The organism is Streptococcus sp. 22.1 (genome assembly GCF_016648645.1).
In the GTDB taxonomy this organism is placed as follows: Bacteria; Bacillota; Bacilli; order Lactobacillales; family Streptococcaceae; genus Streptococcus.
Map to the genome: position 1 here is coordinate 1 of NZ_JACLQK010000024.1, position 19,325 is coordinate 19,325.

Consider the following 19,325-nt stretch of genomic DNA (forward strand, 5'->3'; position numbering starts at 1 on the left):
GGTCCGTTGGTCAAGGGGTTAAGACACCGCCTTTTCACGGCGGTAACACGGGTTCGAATCCCGTACGGACTATATTTTATGGAGGATTACCCAAGTCCGGCTGAAGGGAACGGTCTTGAAAACCGTCAGGCGTGTAAAAGCGTGCGTGGGTTCGAATCCCACATCCTCCTTATAATTAACGCGGGATGGAGCAGCTAGGTAGCTCGTCGGGCTCATAACCCGAAGGTCGTAGGTTCAAATCCTGCTCCCGCAATATGGCTCGGTAGCTCAGTTGGTAGAGCAATGGATTGAAGCTCCATGTGTCGGCGGTTCGATTCCGTCTCGCGCCATTTGTTTATATTTTGGAAGGGTAGCGAAGAGGCTAAACGCGGCGGACTGTAAATCCGCTCCTTCGGGTTCGGGGGTTCGAATCCCTCCCCTTCCATAGTTACGGGCATAGTTTAAAGGTAGAACTAAGGTCTCCAAAACCTTCAGTGTGGGTTCAATTCCTACTGCCCGTGTTAGTAAAGTGGCGAATGTGGTGAAGTGGTTAACACATCAGATTGTGGCTCTGACATTCGGGGGTTCGATTCCCCTCATTCGCCTATATATTTGGGGTATAGCCAAGCGGTAAGGCAAGGGACTTTGACTCCCTCATGCGTTGGTTCGAATCCAGCTACCCCAGTTATACTTTGCCGGCGTGGCGGAATTGGCAGACGCGCTGGACTCAAAATCCAGTGTCCGCAAGGACGTGCCGGTTCGACCCCGGCCGCCGGTATAAGTTACACTCCTTTAGGAGTGTTTTTTTGTATATAGGAGTTTAATTTTTATGTCTGATAAATTTCAGCTTCTCTTAAAACAAATTCGTTTTCCTAAGGAACACGATGCTTTTAAAGAAATTAAAGATGGTTCTATCGAAACAGTAAAACTATTTAAATCAAAACGGCAGTGGTTTTTTGTTTTTTCTTTCCCTAGTGTTCTTTCTTATGAGTCTTTTGTGCTTTTTGATAGTTTATTTCATTCTTCCTTCGATTCTTTAGGTGCCAAAGCTTCTTTTGAGATTCGTTTATTTTCTACTGCTTGCGATGATTCTTTACTTGGAGATTATTTTTCATATGCTTTAGATAGTTTAAAAGTGTCACACTTTTCTACTTATTCTTTATTCTCAAATCTAAAGGTTGAGATTTCGAATAATAGTATTTTTGTTAAAGCTCCAGAGCATATTATAAAGGAAAATGTACAGGATAGATTTATTTCTTTGATATCTAAATCACTTTCTCAAGTTGGTTTATCTGATGTATCCATTTCTGTTGTCGAAGATAAGGAAGCTTCATCTTCTTTAGAAGAGGCTTACGAAACAAACAAGGTTTCTTTACAAGAACAAGCTGAATCTCAGGCAAGACAGGCTCTTCAATCTATTCTTGAGAGTGCTCCAGCACCGAAACCTGTGAACGAACCGGCCCAAAATTTTGCTGAGAAACAAAGTCAACGTCAGGCTAGTTTTGATAAGGCTGAAATAACGCCAATGGTTGATATTAATTCTGAAGAGAATCGTGTTGTTTTTGAAGGATATATTTTTGATGTAGAGCAACGTGAAACTAAGACGGGTCGAATTATTATTAATTTCAAGGTAACTGATTATACCTCTAGTTTTGCAATGCAGCGCTGGGTCAAAGATAGTGATGAGCTTGCTAAGTTCGATATGATAAAAAAGGGAAACTGGGTAAGAGTTCGCGGTCGTATTGAGAATAATCCTTTCACTCATAGTCTGACAATGAATGTACAAGATATCAAAGAGATTTCTCACACACCTCGCAAGGATTTGATGCCTGAGGGACAAAAGCGTGTGGAATTTCATGCACATACTAACATGTCGACTATGGATGCCATGCCAACTGTGGAAGAGCTTATTGATACTGCTGCTTCTTGGGGGCATCCAGCTGTTGCTATAACTGATCACGCTAATGTTCAGAGTTTTCCTCATGGCTACCATAGGGCTAAGAAAGCTGGTATTAAGGCTATTTTTGGTCTTGAAGCCAATCTTGTTGAGGATAAAGTTCCTATTGTTTATAATTCCCAGAATTTGGAATTAAAAGAAGCTACTTATGTTGTATTTGACGTTGAGACAACGGGCTTGTCTGCTGTTCATAATGATTTGATTCAGATTGCGGCATCAAAAATGCATAAAGGTAATATTATTGAGCAATTTGATGAATTTATAGACCCTGGGCATCCTCTTTCTGCTTTTACTACTGAGTTGACAGGTATTACTGATAATCATGTAAAAGGTGCTAAACCTTTAGTCCAAGTTTTACAGGAGTTTCAAGAATTCTGTCAAGGAACTGTGCTAGTAGCCCATAATGCGACCTTTGACGTTGGTTTTATGAATGCCAATTATGAAAGACATCAGTTACCAACAATTTCACAACCAGTTATTGATACTTTAGAATTTGCACGAAATCTTTATCCTGAGTATAAGCGTCATGGTTTGGGTCCTTTGACGAAGCGGTTTGGTGTGGCTTTAGATCACCACCACATGGCCAATTATGATGCGGAAGCAACGGGCCGTTTGTTGTTTATCTTCATAAAAGATGTGTTTGATAAGCACGGTTTGACTAATTTGGAACAGTTGAACACGGATTTGGTTTCTGAAGATTCGTATAAAAAGTCTCGTGTTAAACATGCGACGCTGTATGTTCAGAATCAAACTGGCTTGAAGAATATCTTTAAGTTGGTAAGTTTATCAAATGTCTCATACTTTGAGGGGGTAGCACGTATTCCTCGTACGGTCTTAGATGAGTATCGTGAGGGAATCATTGTAGGTTCTGCTTGTGCTGATGGTGAGGTTTTTGATACGCTTCTGTCTCATGGTATTGACAAGGCAGTTGAAGTTGCTAAATATTATGACTTTATTGAAGTTATGCCACCAGCGATTTATGCACCATTGATTGCGAAGGACTTAATTAAGGATGAGGTGGCTATAGAACAACTGATTCGAGATTTGATTGAAGTTGCTAATCGTCTGGACAAGCCTGTGCTTGCTACAGGAAATGTACATTATATCAATCCTGAGGATGCGATTTATCGTGAAATCATTGTTCGTGCTTTAGGACAAGGAGCAATGATTAATAGGCCAATCGGTAAGGGAGAAAATGCGAAACCTGCTCCTTTACCTGAAGCGCATTTTAGAACAACGAATGAGATGCTAGATGACTTTGCCTTTTTGGGAAAAGACTTAGCCTATGAAATTGTTGTAACTAATACGCAGGCTATGGCAGAACAAATTGAAGAGGTCGAGGTTGTCAAAAAAGACTTGTACACACCTTTCATTGATCGTGCGGAAGAACAGGTTGCGGAGATGACATATGCTAGAGCGTTTGAGCTCTATGGTAATCCTTTGCCTGATATTATTGATCTGCGAATTGAGAAAGAGTTGTCCTCAATTCTTGGTAATGGTTTTGCCGTAATTTACCTGGCTTCGCAGATGCTGGTTAACCGTTCAAATGAACGTGGGTACCTAGTTGGTTCGCGTGGATCTGTCGGTTCTAGTTTTGTTGCGACGATGATTGGAATTACTGAGGTTAATCCGATGCCGCCACACTATTTATGTCCTAAATGTCAACACTCAGAGTTCATTACAGATGGTTCTTATGGATCTGGCTTCGATTTGCCTGATAAGGAGTGTTCGGAATGTGGAACGGAGTATAAAAAAGATGGTCAGGATATTCCTTTCGAGACTTTCCTAGGTTTTGATGGGGATAAGGTTCCGGATATCGATTTGAACTTTTCCGGTGATGATCAACCATCAGCCCACTTGGATGTTCGTGATATTTTTGGAGAGCAATATGCTTTTCGTGCTGGAACAGTAGGTACTGTTGCAGATCGGACGGCTTATGGTTTTGTCAAAGGTTACGAACGTGACTACAATAAGTTTTACCGAGATGCCGAGGTCGACCGTTTAGCCATGGGGGCTGCTGGTGTTAAGCGAAACACAGGTCAGCACCCGGGTGGTATCGTTGTTATTCCAAATTATATGGATGTCTATGATTTCACACCTGTTCAATATCCGGCCGATGATGTAACGGCTGCCTGGCAGACGACTCACTTTAACTTCCACGATATTGATGAGAACGTGTTGAAGCTTGATATTCTGGGACATGATGATCCGACTATGATTCGTAAGTTGCAGGATTTATCAGGAATTGATCCAAAAGATATTCGAGCAGATGATCCAGATGTAATGAAACTTTTTTCAGGGACTGATATTTTAGGGGTAACACCTGAACAGATTGGGACACCAACGGGAATGTTGGGAATCCCTGAGTTTGGGACTAACTTTGTTCGTGGTATGGTCGACGAGACGCATCCGACGACCTTTGCGGAACTCTTACAGTTATCTGGTTTGTCTCATGGAACAGACGTTTGGCTAGGTAATGCACAAGATTTGATTAAGGAAGGTATCGCCACTCTGAAAACAGTTATCGGTTGTCGTGATGATATCATGGTATACCTAATGCATGCGGGGTTAGATCCTAAGATGGCCTTCACTATTATGGAACGTGTGCGTAAGGGGATGTGGTTGAAGATTTCCGAAGAAGAGCGTAATGGCTATATTCAAGCTATGCGTGAAAATAATGTTCCAGACTGGTACATTGAATCTTGTGGTAAAATCAAGTACATGTTCCCTAAAGCCCATGCGGCAGCCTACGTTATGATGGCCCTACGTGTAGCTTATTTCAAAGTGCACCATCCTATTTATTACTATTGTGCCTACTTCTCGATTCGAGCTAAAGCATTTGAGCTTAAGACGATGTCTGCAGGTCTTGATGCTGTTAAAGCTCGAATGGAAGATATTAAGGAGAAGCGCCAACGAAATGAAGCGACTAATGTTGAAAATGACTTATTTACGACGCTTGAAATTGTCAATGAAATGTTAGAACGTGGCTTTACCTTTGGTCAGTTAGATCTTTATAAGAGTCAGGCAACTGAATTTCTGATTGAAGGAGATACTTTGATTCCACCGTTTATTGCACTTGAAGGTTTGGGTGAGAACGTTGCTAAGCAAGTGGTTGCTGCGCGTGAAGAAGGTGAATTCCTTTCCAAGACAGAATTGCGTAAACGAGGAGGCCTATCATCAACCTTGGTTGAAAAATTGGATGAAATGGGCATCCTAGGAAATATGCCAGAAGATAATCAATTAAGTCTTTTTGATGATTTCTTTTAATGGCTAAAGAGAATCGTCCTCAACTTTGAGAGAATGGAGTCAGTCTCCGTTCTCTTTTTGTTTAGGGGTCTGCATGTGATGCTAAAAAGCCAAAGCTGAGAGGAAACCTTTTTCTTCGTCTTATGGTATACTGATAGAAAATTATAGTTTCAAGGAGTTAATCATGGTTTTACCAAATTTTAAAGAAAATCTTGAGAAATATGCTAAATTACTGGTTGCTAATGGGATTAATGTGCAACCTGGTCATACAGTGGCCTTGAGCATTGATGTAGAACAAGCAGAGCTAGCACACCTCTTAGTTAAAGAAGCCTATGCTTTAGGAGCAGCTGAGGTAATCGTTCAATGGTCAGATGATATTATTAATCGCGAGCGCTTCCTGCATGCTGATATGGACCGCATCGAAGAGGTTCCCGCCTATAAAAAAGCTGAAATGGAATATTTGTTAGCCAAGAAGGCAAGTCGCTTAGGTGTTCGTTCATCAGATCCAGGTGCCCTTAATGGTGTAGCTCCTGAACGTTTATCTGCTCATGCTAAAGCTACTGGGGTGGCCTTTAAACCTATGCAGGTGGCAACTCAGTCTAATAAGGTTAGTTGGACTGTAGCTGCTGCAGCTGGTAAGGAATGGGCTAAGAAGGTCTTTCCTGATGCTTCGAGTGATGAGGAAGCTGTAGATTTACTTTGGGACCAAATTTTCAAGACCTGTCGTGTTTATGAAGAGAATCCTGTACGTGCTTGGAAGGAACATGCTGACCGTTTGGATGCTAAAGCACGCCTACTCAAAGAGGCACAATTCTCAGCCTTACACTACCAAGCACCTGGAACAGATTTGACTCTAGGATTGCCTAAAAACCACGTTTGGGAGTCTGCAGGTGCCATCAATGCGCAAGGTGAAGGCTTCCTTCCTAATATGCCAACAGAAGAGGTCTTTACGGCACCAGATTTTCGTCGTGCAGATGGTTATGTCTCAAGCACAAAGCCTCTAAGCTACAATGGTAATATTATTGAGGGAATCAAGGTAACCTTCAAAGATGGTGAAATTGTAGATATCACAGCGGATCAAGGTGATGAAGTGATGAAGAATCTCGTCTTCAACAATAATGGAGCGCGTGCTCTAGGTGAATGTGCTTTGGTTCCAGATCCAAGTCCGATTTCACAGTCAGGCATCACTTTCTTTAACACTCTTTTTGATGAGAATGCATCCAACCACCTAGCTATTGGAGCAGCCTATGCTACCAGTGTTGAGGGAGGGGCAGACATGACAGAAGAGGAACTTAAGGAAGCTGGTCTTAATCGTTCAGATGTGCACGTAGACTTTATGATTGGTTCAAATCAAATGGATATTGATGGTATCCGCCAAGATGGTAGTCGTGTACCAATCTTCCGAAATGGGGATTGGGTAATCTAAGTATGATGGAGAATTTATCATGATTGGAAGTATGATAGTTGGTTTTCTAATTGGCCTTATTGCTTCTGCTATATCAAATAGGGGTGAACGTATGGGCTGTATTGGCAAGACTTTTGTTGGATGGCTAGGTGCTTTTGTTGGTCAGCTTCTTTTTGGAAATTGGGGACCGATGTTAGCAGATACTGCTATAGTCCCTTCGGTACTAGGTGCTGTTATCTTATTAGCCCTTTTTTGGAATCGTAATAGTTAGAAATGAAAGAGTTCTGAGGTATTGGTTAGATATCTAAGGACTCTTTTTTCTTATTTTTTCATTTTCATATACCACTTTTAGAAAAACTGTGGTAGAGTAATAAAAACAGCATCTATTTGGAAAGGACTAGAATGAGCGACTTAGATAAAAATATGGCTGTAAAAAGTATGGTAGTTATGCGTAAGGCTTTTCGTACCATCGATGCCAAGGTTTCTGAGACCTTTAAAGAATTTAATTTGACACCAACTCAATTTGGAGTCATGGACGTGCTAAATGCCAAAGGACGTATGAAGATTGGCGAATTAATTGATCGCATGCTTGCTACCTCCGGTAATATGACTGTCGTCATTAAAAATATGGAGAAAAAAGGCTGGCTGACGCGAGAAGCCTGCCAAACAGATAAGCGTGCTTTCGAGGTTGATTTGACGGATGAGGGACGTCGTATTATTCAAGCAGCAATCCCCCCACATCAGCGAGCTATTGAGGAGACTTTTTCCGTTCTGACACCTGAAGAGCAGGCACAGTTGGTAGAGCTACTGAAAAAATTTAAGAATGTCTGAGCATATTTCTTTATATTTCTAATGAAATCGCATATATTACTATGTAGTATTAATTATTAATTGTTAGAAATACAAAGGAAATGTATCATGAAAAACATTCTATTTATCGTTGGGTCTCTTCGTAAGGGATCATTTAACCACCAATTAGCAGAAGAAGCTGAGAAAATGCTAGCTGATAAAGCTAATGTTTCTTATCTTGACTATAGTCAAGTACCTGTTTTTAATCAGGATTTAGAAAGTCCGGTTCTTCCTGTTTTGGTAGAAGTTCGAGAGCAGGTCTTGGCAGCAGATGCAATCTGGATTTTCTCACCGGTTTATAATTTCTCAATTCCTGGGCCAGTAAAAAATCTGCTTGACTGGTTGAGCCGGGCCCTTGACCTATCAGATCCTTCAGGACCATCAGCTCTTCAGGATAAGATTGTAACCGTGTCATCAGTTGCTAATGGTGGTCACAATCAACTTTTTGATGTCTACAAAGAGTTGTTACCATTTATCCGTACCCATGTGGTTGGTGATTTTACAGCGACACGTGTAAATGATACAGCCTGGGTGGATGGAAAATTCGTAGCAACTGAAGAAGTTCTTGAAAGCCTTCAGAATCAAGCAGAGGCTTTGGTTGAAGCCATTAAATAAGAATAACGAATACCCGAGGTTTCTAGCTTCGGGTATTTTTATATGCAACAATGAAAAAAGACACCCTAAGGTGTCCTCGTATTATGAAGGCGGTAGACGGATTTGAACCGACGATCAAGCTTTTGCAGAGCCGTGCCTTACCACTTGGCTATACCGCCATAACAGATACCATTCTATCGAAAAAACAAAGATTCGTCAAGTCTCTTTCATCAAATTGGCTGGTTGATTGTTCAAACTGCCTATTTACAAGAAATATAAAGAGGCTGAAAGACATTCAACCTCTTTATATTTCTTGTAATTGTTGTAGATAGATTACTAACACGTATGTTTTGATTATTGTCTAATCAAGTAATCAAAGGCTCCGATAGCAGCTGTAGCACCAGATCCCATGGAAATAATGATTTGTTTGTAGGCGCTGTCAGTACAGTCACCTGCGGCAAAAATACCAGGGATATTTGTTGAACCAAATTTATCAACGATAATTTCTTGGCGTTCATTGAGTTCAATACCACTGTCTTTGAGCCAAGCAGTACTTGGTACAAGACCAATTTGGACAAAGACACCTTCAAGATCAAGATGTTTTTCTTCGTTTGTATCACGCTCAACGTAACTCAAACCAGTCACATGATCTTGACCAAGAATTTCTTTGGTTGCAACGTTCTTAAGAATGGTTAGATTATCAGTTTTAGCAGCTCGTTCTTGTAAGACTTGATCTGCCTTTAATTCAGGCAAGAACTCTAAGACTGTAACGTGTTTAGTAATACCCGCTAAATCCAAAGCAGCTTCCAAACCTGAGTTACCACCACCGATAACAGCAACATCTTTTCCTTCAAATAGAGGACCATCGCAGTGTGGACAGTAAGTAACCCCTTTATTGCGGAATTCTTCCTCGCCAGGAACGTTGATATTACGCCATTTGGCTCCTAGTGCTAGGATAGCAGTTTTAGCCTGTAGAACGGCACCGTTAGCTAGTGTGACTTCAATAAGTTCTTTCTTCTCAATGCCAGTAGCTAATTGACTTTTGATGATATCAACATTGTAAGATTTTGTATGCTCTTCAACTTGGGCCATTAACTTAGGACCTTCTGTATATAGCGTACCAATCATGTTCTCAATACCAACTGTCTCGATAACTTGTCCACCAAAGGTTTCTGCTAAAAGCCCAGTTTTAAGCCCTTTACGAGCAGCGTAAATTGCAGCACTGTTTCCAGCAGGACCACCACCAATAACCAAGACATCATAGACCCCTTTATCAGCGAAAGCCTCAGCATCAAGTGGGCCGTCCAATTTTTCTACAAGCTGTTCAATGGTTGCACGACCAGAAGTAAATTCTTCTTGGTCTTTGTAAACCGTAGGAACAGACATGATACCTTTGGCTTTGACCTCATCTTGATACATACCACCTTCAATCATGGTGTGGGTGATGTTGGGGTTTAAAACAGCCATTATATTAAAGGCTTGAACAACGTCTGGACAATTGTGACAGGTTAGTGAAACATAAGTTTCTAAATCGATGGTTTTATCAATCTTCTTGATACGTTCGATAATATCCTCATCAACTTTAGGTGGACGACCAGAAACTTGCAAGAGAGCTAAAATGAAAGATGTGAATTCGTGGCCCATTGGTAAGCCTGAGAAAATAACACGACTTTTTTGCCCTTTTTGTGCAATACCAAAACTAGGTTGACGTTTTAAATGTGTTGATTCAAGACTAATGCGGTCAGACATAGCAACAATCTCGTCTAGAAATTCTTTTACTTTACGAGAATTATCATCATCCCCTAAATCTGTTTGTAATACAATATCAGATTCTAGTAAATTTAAATACTGCGCTAATTGTGTCTTGATTTCTTTATCTAAGACCATGGATACCCCCTGGTTGTTAAATTTTACCTACAAGATCTAAGCTAGGAGTAAGTGTTTCAGCTCCTTCTTTCCATTTAGCTGGACAAACTTCACCTGGATGTTGACGAATATATTGAGCAGCACGGACTTTATCAACAAGAGTACTTGCATCGCGTCCAATACCATCAGCGTTAATTTCCATCATTTGGATAACACCATCTGGATCAATAATGAATGTACCACGTTGTGCGAGACCATCTTGTCCAAGAACATCAAAACCTTGTGAGATGTGGTGTGAAGGATCCCCAATCATAGGATAAGTAATAGTTCCAACAACATCTGAGTCATCATGCCAAGCTTTGTGAACAAAGTGAGTATCGGTAGAGACAGAGTAAACCTCTACACCAAGAGATTTAAGAGCTTCATATTGTTCTTGAAGGTCACCGAGTTCAGTTGGGCAGACAAATGAAAAATCTGCAGGATAGAAGCAGAAGACCGCCCATTTACCTTTAACATCTTCATCTGTAACAGTAATGAATTCCCCGTTGTGATAAGCCTGTGCTGAAAATTCAATAATTTCTTTTCCGACTAATGACAAAATAATGTCCTCCTCTATTTTTGATAGCCTAATTATAAACAAAATACTCATCAACCTCAAAGAAAACGATTGCAATTTTAATGAGAGGGGATTTTTCTAATGGTCAGACTGGTTTTAGAGCTTGTCAAATGTCACTTTTTTTGATAAACTATTATAGTTGCGTAAAGTGACAAATACTCATTCTAAGCCGATTGTGGTCTTGTTGCCGCAGGGTGGGACTGCAAGTCTAAAGCTTAGAAGAGGAAAAAACAATTTTTAAGGAGAAATACTCATGGCAGTAATTTCAATGAAACAACTTCTTGAGGCTGGTGTTCACTTCGGTCACCAAACTCGTCGCTGGAATCCTAAGATGGCTAAGTACATCTTCACAGAACGTAACGGAATCCACGTTATCGACTTGCAACAAACTGTAAAAATGGCTGATACAGCTTACGAATTCGTTCGTGAAGCAGCAGCTAACGATGCAGTAATCTTGTTCGTTGGTACTAAAAAACAAGCAGCTGAAGCAGTAGCTGAAGAAGCAACTCGTGCTGGTCAATACTACATCAACCACCGTTGGTTGGGTGGTACTCTTACAAACTGGGATACTATCCAAAAACGTATCGCTCGTTTGAAAGAAATCAAACAAATGGAAGCTGATGGAACTTTCGAAGTTCTTCCTAAGAAAGAAGTTGCACTTCTTAACAAACAACGTGCACGTCTTGAAAAATTCTTGGGTGGTATCGAAGATATGCCTCGCATTCCAGATGTAATCTACATCGTTGACCCACACAAAGAACAAATCGCTGTTAAAGAAGCTAAAAAACTTGGTATCCCAGTTGTAGCGATGGTTGATACAAACGCTGATCCAGATGAGATCGATGTAATCATCCCAGCTAACGATGACGCTATCCGTGCCGTTAAATTGATCACTTCAAAAATGGCTGATGCTATCATCGAAGGTAACCAAGGTGAAGATGCTTCTGCAGATTTCCAAGAAGCAGCTGCAGCTGATTCAATCGAAGAAATCGTTGAAGTTGTCGAAGGTGACAACAACTAATCTTTAAGATTGGTTAGGGCTATATGCCCACTTAAGATACGACAAACACCTAAGGGGCGGGGCTCAGCCCTGCCCCTTAGTTTGATAAAATAAATTTGGAGAAAAACAAAATGGCAGAAATTACAGCTAAACTTGTTAAAGAATTGCGTGAAAAATCTGGTGCTGGTGTCATGGACGCTAAAAAAGCATTGGTTGAAGTTGAAGGTGATATCGAAAAAGCGATTGAATTGCTTCGCGAAAAAGGTATGGCTAAAGCAGCTAAGAAAGCTGACCGTGTTGCAGCTGAAGGTTTGACTGGTGTTTACGTTAACGGTAACGTTGCAGCAGTTGTTGAAGTTAACGCTGAAACTGACTTCGTTGCGAAAAACGCTCAATTCGTTGAGTTGGTAAACGAAACAGCTAAAGTAATTGCTGAAGGTAAACCAGCTAACAATGAAGAAGCACTTGCATTGACTATGCCTTCAGGTGAAACTCTTGAAGCTGCATACGTAACTGCTACAGCTACTATCGGTGAAAAGATTTCATTCCGTCGTTTTGCAGTTGTTGAGAAAACTGATGCACAACACTTCGGAGCTTACCAACATAACGGTGGACGTATCGGTGTTGTTTCAGTTATCGAAGGTGGAGATGATGCTCTTGCAAAACAAATCTCAATGCACATCGCAGCGATGAAACCAACTGTTCTTTCATACACTGAATTGGATGAACAATTTGTTAAAGATGAATTGGCACAACTTAACCACGCTATCGATCAAGATAACGAAAGCCGTGCAATGGTTAACAAACCAGCTCTTCCACACCTTAAATATGGTTCTAAAGCTCAATTGACTGATGCTGTTCTTGCTCAAGCTGAAGAAGATATCAAAGCTGAGTTGGCTGCTGAAGGTAAACCAGAAAAAATCTGGGATAAAATCATCCCAGGTAAAATGGACCGCTTCTTGCTTGACAACACTAAAGTTGACCAAGCTTACACTCTTCTTGCTCAAGTTTACATCATGGACGACAGCAAAACAGTTGAAGCTTACCTTGAATCAGTAAACGCTTCAGTAGTAGAATTCGTTCGCTTTGAAGTTGGTGAAGGTATCGAAAAAGCATCTAACGACTTTGAATCAGAAGTTGCAGCTACAATGGCAGCAGCACTTAACAACTAATTCTAGTTGCTAGATAAAAAGAAAGAAGTTACGTAAATGAATCGTAACTTCTTTTTTGTTGTTATAAAAAAAACATCTGAGCATGCCCCAGACGTTAACAAAGTAATTAATGAGCGAAGGTATTTACACCAAGTAGAAGAGAGAGTGTTCCCATGATGATACCTGCAAGGATAACCCCCAGCATAACGGCAATAACACTACGTTTAAAGTCCCAATCTAGGATAGATGCTGCTAGGGTACCAGTCCAGGCTCCTGTTCCTGGAAGTGGAATTCCCACAAAAAGGAGGAGGGCCCAGAAGACCCCCTTATCTCCGGCAGCTTTTTCAAGTTTTTGCCCACCACTGTGACCTTTTTTAAGACACCAGGTAAAGAAGCCACCAATTAGAGGTTTGTCTGCCCCCCATTCGAGAACACGGCGGGCGAAGAAGAAGATAATTGGAACTGGAATCATGTTCCCAATAACACAAAGAATAAGGGCTTGCCACCAAGGGATACCTGAGGCGATAGCAACAGGAACGGCTCCACGGAGCTCAACCAAGGGAATCATAGAGATTAAGAATGCAATGATGTATTTCATGAGTAACCTTTCATAGAGAAATAAAATAAAGACTAAAAGTCACAAGAGCTTTATCAAGAGTGATAAGACTAATACTACTGCGAAAGTGCTAAAAAGTACTTGTTGGATTAGGTGAGGCTCAGCCTGTCAAAGTGGATCAAACACTTAAAGTTACCTAATATTTTAGTCTTATTTATTGTATCTTATATGGTCTCTAATGACAACTTTAAAAAGCTTTTTGAAGGTATAGTTTCCCATGTGCTGACATTTTTGGTATAATAATAGTCAGTTATAGTCAAATTAGACTGGAGGAATTAAGATGGCAAGAAATACATCAGATAGTATAGAAGAATATATTAAAGAATTGCTGGGCCAGTCTGGAATTGCTGAGATTCAACGCTCGAACTTAGCAGATACTTTTCAAGTTGTACCGAGTCAGATTAATTATGTTATTAAGACCCGCTTTACAGAAAGTCGTGGTTATATTGTTGAGAGTAAGCGTGGAGGTGGCGGTTATATTCGTATCGTCAAAGTCAGATTCTCTGATAAGCACCACATGATTAATGATTTGCTTCAGAACTTAGCGGATCAGCTCAGCGAGCAGGTATTTACAGACTTGATCCAGTTGCTTTTTGATGAAAAAATCATCACAGAACGTGAGGGAAATTTGATTTTAGCAACTGCTAGTGATGATATTTTAGGCGCAGATGCGGCTGCTATTCGTTCGCGTATTCTACGCTCGCTATTACTTAGATTGGATAGAAAAGGAAATTAGATGACGACATATTCAAGAAAAATGCAGGCCATTTTCCATCGTGCACAGCTTGAGGCAGAGCGTTTTGGAAGTCCTTTTCTGGAGACTTGGCATGTGCTTCTGGCTATGGTTGAGGTTCCAGGATCTGTAGCCTACCTAACATTTACTGATTTTGAGGACCGTATTCGTGCGGAAGAGATTGAGACAGCAGCTGTACTAGCGATGGAGAAAAGTCCAAAAGACTTGTCTGAATCAGATATTATCGATTTACGTGTACAGTCACATGCTTTAGAGGCTATGTTGCAAGAGGCAGAGGGAATTGCTGGTGTGACTGGTGCTGTAGAGGTAGGGTCTGAACATGTATTGATGGCCTTTCTCCTTCATAAGGATTTGATGGTTTGTCGTCTCCTTGAAGTTGCTGGTTTTCAATATAAGGATGACAGTGATAAGCCTCGCATTATCGATTTACGACGTTCTTTGGAGCGTTACGCAGGTCTTAGTAAGCAAGACTTGAAGGCCATTCATGACCTTCGTAAGCCTAAAAAATCAAAGGCATCAGGAAATTTTGCTAATATGATGCAGCCTCCCCAATCTTCTACTGGGGAACTGTCAGATTATACCAAGGACTTAACGGCTGTAGCCGAGTCAGGTGCTCTTGATCCTGTTATTGGACGTGAGAAAGAAATTTCACGCATGATTCAGGTTTTGAGTCGTAAAACGAAGAATAACCCAGTTCTTGTTGGTGAAGCAGGTGTTGGTAAGACGGCACTGGCGCTTGGCTTGGCACAGCGTATTGCTTCAGGCGAAGTACCTTTTGAGCTGGCTGATATGCGTATCTTAGAGCTTGATATGATGAGTGTGGTTGCAGGAACACGTTTCCGTGGTGATTTCGAAGAACGTATGAATCAAATCATCGATGAGATTGAAGCTGATGGAAAAATCATTCTCTTTATTGACGAACTGCATACGATTATTGGTTCTGGTTCAGGTATTGATAGTACCTTAGATGCGGCAAATATTTTGAAACCTGCTCTAGCTCGTGGAACCCTTCATATGGTTGGAGCTACCACTCAAGCAGAGTATCAAAAGCATATTGAGAAAGATGCAGCTCTTTCTCGTCGTTTTGCTAAGATTACAATTGAGGAGCCAAGTGTAGCTGAGGCGATTGATATTCTAAAAGGCCTACGTTCGTCTTATGAAGACTATCATCGTGTAACGATTACTGATGAAGCGGTTGAGACAGCGGTCAAGGCGGCGCATCGTTATTTGACGAGTAAAAACTTACCTGACTCTGCCATTGACCTTTTAGATGAAGCGAGTGCGACTGTTCAAGGTCGTATTAAAAAAGAAGCCAAACGTGAGATAACGCCTTTGGATGAAGCGCTTCTATCTGGTGATATGAAGTCTGCTGTTAAACAATATAAGGCTAGCCAAAAAGCAAAATTACCAAAACCTGCCTTGGTAGATGCGGATCAGATTATGCAAACCCTTAGTCGTCTATCAGGTATCCCTGTTGAGAAGATGACTCAGGCAGATAGCAAGCGTTATTTGAATCTGGAAGCAGAGCTTCACAAACGTGTTATTGGCCAAGACGAAGCAGTTTCAGCGATTAGTCGTGCTATTCGTCGTAACCAGTCAGGTATTCGTACTGGAAAACGTCCGATTGGTTCCTTCATGTTCCTTGGGCCTACTGGTGTTGGTAAGACAGAATTGGCCAAGGCATTGGCGGAAGTTCTCTTTGATGATGAGTCAGCTTTGCTTCGCTTTGACATGTCAGAATACATGGAAAAATTTGCGGCTAGCCGACTTAACGGTGCTCCTCCAGGTTATGTTGGATATGATGAGGGCGGTGAGTTAACAGAAAAAGTTCGTAATAAGCCTTACTCAGTTCTTCTCTTTGACGAGGTGGAAAAGGCTCACCCAGATATTTTCAATATTCTCTTACAGGTTTTGGATGACGGTGTCTTGACGGATAGTCGAGGTCGTAAAGTTGACTTCTCAAATACCATTATCATTATGACTTCGAACTTGGGAGCGACTGCTCTTCGTGATGATAAGACCGTTGGTTTTGGAGTCCAAGACATTTCTCATAATCACCAAGCTATGCAGTCACGTATCATGGAAGAGCTTAAGAAGGCCTACCGACCAGAGTTTATCAACCGTATTGATGAAAAGGTTGTCTTCCATAGTTTAGAGGAAGAGCAGCTTCGTGAGATTGTCAAGATTATGGTAAAACCGTTGGTATCAGCTTTGGCTGAAAAAGGGATTGACTTGAAGTTCCAACCAGCTGCCCTCAAGCATTTGGCTAAAGATGGCTATGATGTTGAGATGGGTGCTCGTCCATTACGTCGTACGATTCAAACTCAAGTGGAGGACAAGTTATCTGAGCTCTTACTAGGTGGCCAAGTAGTTAGTGGACAAACTCTTAAAATCGGCTGCTCGAAAGATAAATTAACCTTTACAGTAGTGTAAAAATCAAACAAAAAGACAGATTACAGGTGTAGTTTGTCTTTTTGTTGTGTCAATAGGAGTCAAGATAGAGTCAATCTTTCTGTAAAGTTGGGGTAAAAGAAAAAGCCGAGCAAAGCTCGACTGTAATGATTAGAGTTTTTCGTTGACAAAGTTGACAAAGTGATTCCACCAGACCTTGAGGAAGAAGCTTTTCTTAACTTCTTTACCAGCAACCAGTTCCATGCTAGGCATACCTTGGTTAGGCAAGTAACCTTCTCCTACAAGTGACTTATCTTCAAAGGTAGCAGTTCCAACCTTGTTACTTGAGTTGACGGGGGCTTGGACTTGATTTGTAGTGACTTTAATATGTTTACTATTGTTAGCATCTATTTTTTGGATGATATTAAAGTCAGACTTAGCGACAGCAGTGACTTGCTTAGATTTACCATCAAGGACATGGGCTTGACTTTTACCGATAGCTTGCCCTTTTTTGGCAATGGTCTTGCTTTCCCAATGATAGACCACGTAATTAAGTAGGTCATTGGTTGCAGTAAAACGGGCGTAGTCATCAGTATCGGTATTATCAGCATTCAAAATGACTGTAATAATGCTCATACCACTTTCATCTGAGTGGGCCACGAAGGAAGCACCGGCTAAATCAGTGGTTCCCGTTTTTAGGCCATCCACCCCTTTACGGTAACTAGGTTGTCCCTTAAGCATATAGTTGAAGGTTTTAAGTTTGTTAACACCATCAAAATCAGCCTCAGTTTTTTTAGTGATATCGAGGATTTCAGGATACTCTTTCACCACGTGTTGTGCAATGATAGCAACATCTTTAGCACTCATGGTATTTTCTTCGTCTGATTTAGAGCCTGGATAGATATTGTCACCTAAGTAAGAATTATTGAGACCAGAGGCATTGACAATCTTGGCATCAGTGATACCCCAATCTTTAAGTTGGGCTTTCATCATGTCGACAAACTTACTTTCGGTTCCTCCGATTTCCTCGGCTAGAGCAATCGATGCACTATTGGCACTGGAAATAAGAGTTGCGTCAAGAAGTTGTTTGACAGTGTATTTGCGGGCATCTAGTGGGATATTGGATACTCCGGCACTGACAGTTAGTTCAAAGGGGTAGTCAGAAATATCAACTTTGCTGTTCCATTTGAGGTCTCCTTGATCTACCGCTTTATAAACCATGTAGGCTGTTAGGAGCTTGGTAATAGAGCCAATCCCTGTAGAAGTGGTTGCATCTTTTTCGTATAAAATTTTGCCAGTAGTAGCTTCGACAGCGATGGCATGTTTGGCTGCGGCATCATATCCTTTTTTCTTATCTGCTGCAAAAGCAGGGGCTACGCTTCCCAGACAGAGTAAGAAGGTCATCATAAGCGTAATCAGTTTTTTCATGGTTTGTTCCTTCATGTATTTTGGATATTTATTATACCACATTTTGAGAGGAACATAAGGTGTAGAGAAGGGGCATTTACTAACAGGACTAATTTTGAAGGCAAGATAAAACTACCTTTTGATATCTAAAAGGTAGTTTTGTGTTTACTTATTTCCTGTAAAGAAATTAACGATATGGTTCCACCAAACTTTTAAGAAGAAACTTTTCTTGATAGATTGGTTGGCTGTTACCGAAATTTGAGGCGGATCAGAGATGTAACCTGTTCCTACGAGATTCTTATCATCAAAGGTTGCTGTTCCAATAGTGTCACCTTTTTTGATAGGTGCTGTTATGGTTTTTGCTTTGATTTTAACAGCATCATTTTTGCTGTTTATTTTTTGAATGACTGTAAGGTCTGACTCGAGCTTAGCAGAGATGGTTTGACGGTCTCCATCGGCTACCTTAATATCATTTTTCTTGACGATTTGTCCTTTGGTGTTGAGGGTTTTGATTTCCCAGTTTTGAGTCACATAATCTAGCAACTCATTTGTGGCTGTGAATCGAGCAGCTTCATCCTCTCCGCCATTGTCCGCATTCATAACAACTGTAATCAAACTCATGCCATTTTCATTGGAGTGGGCTACAAAGGATGCCCCTGCAAGTTCGGTTGTTCCAGTCTTGAGTCCATCAACGCCTTCACGGTAGTTGTCTTGCCCCTCCAACATGTAGTTGTGGGTCGTTAATTTGTTGTCACCTTCGAAGTCAGTTTCGGTTTGCTTGGTGATTTCAAGTACCTGAGGATAGTCTTTGATGAGGTGGTCCGCAATAATTGCAACATCTAGGGCGCTCATCGTATTCTCGTCATCTGGTTTTGAGCCAGGATAGCGGTTATCCCCAAGATATTTATTATTTAGACCAGAAGCGTTAAATAATTTAGCATCTGTAATGCCCCATTCTTTTAGTTGGGCTGTCATAGTGTCAACGAAGGCACTCTCTGATCCTGAGATTTTTTCAGCCAGAGCAATAGCAGCACTGTTAGCGCTGGAAATGAGGGTGGCATCTAGGAGTTGTTTAACAGTGTATTTTCGGGAATCCAGTGGGACATTTGAAACTTCTGAATCAACGGTTAAGTTGAAAGGATAGTCTGAAATATCTACTTCAGTGTCCCAGGTAATTTTTCCTTGATCAACTGCTTTATAGACCATGTAGGCTGTTAGGATTTTAGTCATTGAAGCCACACCATCAGGGGTAGTGGCGTCCTTTTCATAGAGGACTTTTCCTGTAGTTGCTTCGATAGCAATCGCATGTTTAGCGGAAACATTGAAGTCATCTGTCTGTTCTTGTGCTAGAGCAGGTGTTACTAGGCCTAGTAAGATTAAGGCAATCATGATGATGTGTTGTAATTTTTTCATAGTCATTCCTTTGTCTCTCATAGGTGTTTATTATATCACAAAACGACTTAAATATCTGAGAGAAAGGGAATCTTAGCTGCT

The 19,325-nt window shown here is 41.0% G+C and carries 14 protein-coding genes and 10 tRNA genes; 18 read left to right on the plus strand and 6 right to left on the minus strand.

The annotated features are described in order from the left end of the window. From H7U04_RS09875 to H7U04_RS09940, 14 genes are all read left to right on the plus strand, one after another. Positions 1-72: transfer RNA gene (locus H7U04_RS09875), tRNA-Glu, on the plus strand. A gap of 8 nt (positions 73-80) precedes the next feature. Further along, positions 81-170, plus strand: a tRNA-Ser gene (locus H7U04_RS09880). A 9-nt stretch (positions 171-179) separates the two neighbouring features. Continuing rightward, positions 180-253: transfer RNA gene (locus H7U04_RS09885), tRNA-Met, on the plus strand. A gap of 3 nt (positions 254-256) precedes the next feature. Continuing rightward, positions 257-329 (plus strand) — tRNA-Phe (locus H7U04_RS09890). A gap of 14 nt (positions 330-343) precedes the next feature. Then, positions 344-424: transfer RNA gene (locus H7U04_RS09895), tRNA-Tyr, on the plus strand. Positions 425-429: 5 nt separating this feature from the next. Further along, positions 430-500: transfer RNA gene (locus H7U04_RS09900), tRNA-Trp, on the plus strand. Between the two features lie 11 nt (positions 501-511). Continuing rightward, positions 512-584 (plus strand) — tRNA-His (locus H7U04_RS09905). A gap of 8 nt (positions 585-592) precedes the next feature. Next, positions 593-664, plus strand: a tRNA-Gln gene (locus H7U04_RS09910). Between the two features lie 9 nt (positions 665-673). Continuing rightward, positions 674-757, plus strand: a tRNA-Leu gene (locus H7U04_RS09915). A 51-nt stretch (positions 758-808) separates the two neighbouring features. Next, the gene (locus H7U04_RS09920; RefSeq protein ID WP_201059735.1) at positions 809-5,203 is read left to right on the plus strand and encodes a PolC-type DNA polymerase III; all 4,395 of its coding nucleotides are present in this window, start codon (positions 809-811) and stop codon (positions 5,201-5,203) included. A 163-nt stretch (positions 5,204-5,366) separates the two neighbouring features. Next, positions 5,367-6,608: an aminopeptidase gene (locus H7U04_RS09925; RefSeq protein WP_080611074.1), complete on the plus strand. Its 1,242-nt coding sequence runs from the start codon at positions 5,367-5,369 to the stop codon at positions 6,606-6,608. A 19-nt stretch (positions 6,609-6,627) separates the two neighbouring features. Further along, positions 6,628-6,858: a GlsB/YeaQ/YmgE family stress response membrane protein gene (locus H7U04_RS09930; RefSeq protein WP_002889604.1), complete on the plus strand. Its 231-nt coding sequence runs from the start codon at positions 6,628-6,630 to the stop codon at positions 6,856-6,858. A 131-nt stretch (positions 6,859-6,989) separates the two neighbouring features. Next, positions 6,990-7,418, plus strand: coding sequence for a MarR family winged helix-turn-helix transcriptional regulator (locus tag H7U04_RS09935; RefSeq protein ID WP_002886332.1), 429 nt, complete (start codon positions 6,990-6,992; stop codon positions 7,416-7,418). Between the two features lie 87 nt (positions 7,419-7,505). Further along, positions 7,506-8,051 carry an NADPH-dependent FMN reductase gene (locus H7U04_RS09940; RefSeq protein ID WP_073686370.1) on the plus strand — a complete coding sequence of 182 codons (546 nt, stop codon included), beginning with the start codon at positions 7,506-7,508 and terminating at the stop codon, positions 8,049-8,051. An 87-nt stretch (positions 8,052-8,138) separates the two neighbouring features. Here H7U04_RS09940 and H7U04_RS09945 read toward each other — a convergent pair. The 3 genes from H7U04_RS09945 to ahpC all read right to left on the minus strand — a co-directional run bounded on the left by H7U04_RS09945 (position 8,139) and on the right by ahpC (position 10,494). Continuing rightward, positions 8,139-8,209, minus strand: a tRNA-Cys gene (locus tag H7U04_RS09945). 175 nt (positions 8,210-8,384) lie between these two features. Then, positions 8,385-9,917: an alkyl hydroperoxide reductase subunit F gene (gene ahpF / locus H7U04_RS09950; protein WP_107372453.1), complete on the minus strand. Its 1,533-nt coding sequence runs from the start codon at positions 9,915-9,917 to the stop codon at positions 8,385-8,387. 16 nt (positions 9,918-9,933) lie between these two features. Next, the gene (ahpC, locus tag H7U04_RS09955) at positions 9,934-10,494 is read right to left on the minus strand and encodes an alkyl hydroperoxide reductase subunit C (RefSeq protein ID WP_037599758.1); all 561 of its coding nucleotides are present in this window, start codon (positions 10,492-10,494) and stop codon (positions 9,934-9,936) included. A 271-nt stretch (positions 10,495-10,765) separates the two neighbouring features. On the opposite strand from ahpC, the gene rpsB reads away from it, so the two are divergent. Both rpsB and tsf read left to right on the plus strand, forming a co-directional pair. Further along, positions 10,766-11,533: a 30S ribosomal protein S2 gene (gene rpsB / locus H7U04_RS09960; RefSeq protein ID WP_002886342.1), complete on the plus strand. Its 768-nt coding sequence runs from the start codon at positions 10,766-10,768 to the stop codon at positions 11,531-11,533. A 110-nt stretch (positions 11,534-11,643) separates the two neighbouring features. Continuing rightward, positions 11,644-12,684 carry a translation elongation factor Ts gene (tsf, locus tag H7U04_RS09965; RefSeq protein ID WP_002886343.1) on the plus strand — a complete coding sequence of 347 codons (1,041 nt, stop codon included), beginning with the start codon at positions 11,644-11,646 and terminating at the stop codon, positions 12,682-12,684. Positions 12,685-12,790: 106 nt separating this feature from the next. Here tsf and H7U04_RS09970 read toward each other — a convergent pair whose 3' ends face one another. Further along, positions 12,791-13,261 (minus strand): COG2426 family protein, encoded by a 471-nt coding sequence (locus tag H7U04_RS09970; protein WP_002889614.1) that lies wholly within the window; start codon positions 13,259-13,261, stop codon positions 12,791-12,793. Between the two features lie 298 nt (positions 13,262-13,559). Here H7U04_RS09970 and H7U04_RS09975 point away from each other — a divergent pair, with 298 nt between their 5' ends. Together H7U04_RS09975 and H7U04_RS09980 are read left to right on the plus strand one after the other, a co-directional pair. After that, positions 13,560-14,015, plus strand: a complete 456-nt coding sequence (locus tag H7U04_RS09975) for a CtsR family transcriptional regulator (protein WP_002889615.1) — start codon at positions 13,560-13,562, stop codon at positions 14,013-14,015. After that, positions 14,016-16,466 (plus strand): ATP-dependent Clp protease ATP-binding subunit, encoded by a 2,451-nt coding sequence (locus tag H7U04_RS09980; RefSeq protein ID WP_107372454.1) that lies wholly within the window; start codon positions 14,016-14,018, stop codon positions 16,464-16,466. Positions 16,467-16,595: 129 nt separating this feature from the next. On the opposite strand, the gene pbp3 (H7U04_RS09985) is transcribed toward H7U04_RS09980, so the two are convergent. Beyond that, on the minus strand, positions 16,596-17,852 hold the full coding sequence (pbp3, locus tag H7U04_RS09985; protein ID WP_145517282.1) for a D-alanyl-D-alanine carboxypeptidase PBP3: 1,257 nt from the start codon (positions 17,850-17,852) through the stop codon (positions 16,596-16,598). 144 nt (positions 17,853-17,996) lie between these two features. Then, a complete protein-coding gene (gene pbp3, locus H7U04_RS09990; protein ID WP_173017859.1) occupies positions 17,997-19,244 on the minus strand; it encodes a D-alanyl-D-alanine carboxypeptidase PBP3 in 1,248 nt (415 codons plus the stop codon). Positions 19,245-19,325 lie beyond the last annotated feature (81 nt).

Bases quoted from the DNA above. Each gene is read 5' to 3' on its own strand.
- H7U04_RS09940 (WP_073686370.1), top strand. From the start codon at position 7,506: ATGAAAAACATTCTATTTATCGTTGGGTCTCTTCGTAAGGGATCATTT.
- tsf (WP_002886343.1), top strand. From the start codon at position 11,644: ATGGCAGAAATTACAGCTAAACTTGTTAAAGAATTGCGTGAAAAATCT.
- pbp3 (WP_173017859.1), bottom strand. From the start codon at position 19,244: ATGAAAAAATTACAACACATCATCATGATTGCCTTAATCTTACTAGGC.
- pbp3 (WP_145517282.1), bottom strand. From the start codon at position 17,852: ATGAAAAAACTGATTACGCTTATGATGACCTTCTTACTCTGTCTGGGA.
- rpsB (WP_002886342.1), top strand. From the start codon at position 10,766: ATGGCAGTAATTTCAATGAAACAACTTCTTGAGGCTGGTGTTCACTTC.
- H7U04_RS09970 (WP_002889614.1), bottom strand. From the start codon at position 13,261: ATGAAATACATCATTGCATTCTTAATCTCTATGATTCCCTTGGTTGAG.
- ahpF (WP_107372453.1), bottom strand. From the start codon at position 9,917: ATGGTCTTAGATAAAGAAATCAAGACACAATTAGCGCAGTATTTAAAT.
- H7U04_RS09930 (WP_002889604.1), top strand. From the start codon at position 6,628: ATGATTGGAAGTATGATAGTTGGTTTTCTAATTGGCCTTATTGCTTCT.
- H7U04_RS09920 (WP_201059735.1), top strand. From the start codon at position 809: ATGTCTGATAAATTTCAGCTTCTCTTAAAACAAATTCGTTTTCCTAAG.
- H7U04_RS09980 (WP_107372454.1), top strand. From the start codon at position 14,016: ATGACGACATATTCAAGAAAAATGCAGGCCATTTTCCATCGTGCACAG.
- H7U04_RS09935 (WP_002886332.1), top strand. From the start codon at position 6,990: ATGAGCGACTTAGATAAAAATATGGCTGTAAAAAGTATGGTAGTTATG.
- H7U04_RS09925 (WP_080611074.1), top strand. From the start codon at position 5,367: ATGGTTTTACCAAATTTTAAAGAAAATCTTGAGAAATATGCTAAATTA.
- H7U04_RS09975 (WP_002889615.1), top strand. From the start codon at position 13,560: ATGGCAAGAAATACATCAGATAGTATAGAAGAATATATTAAAGAATTG.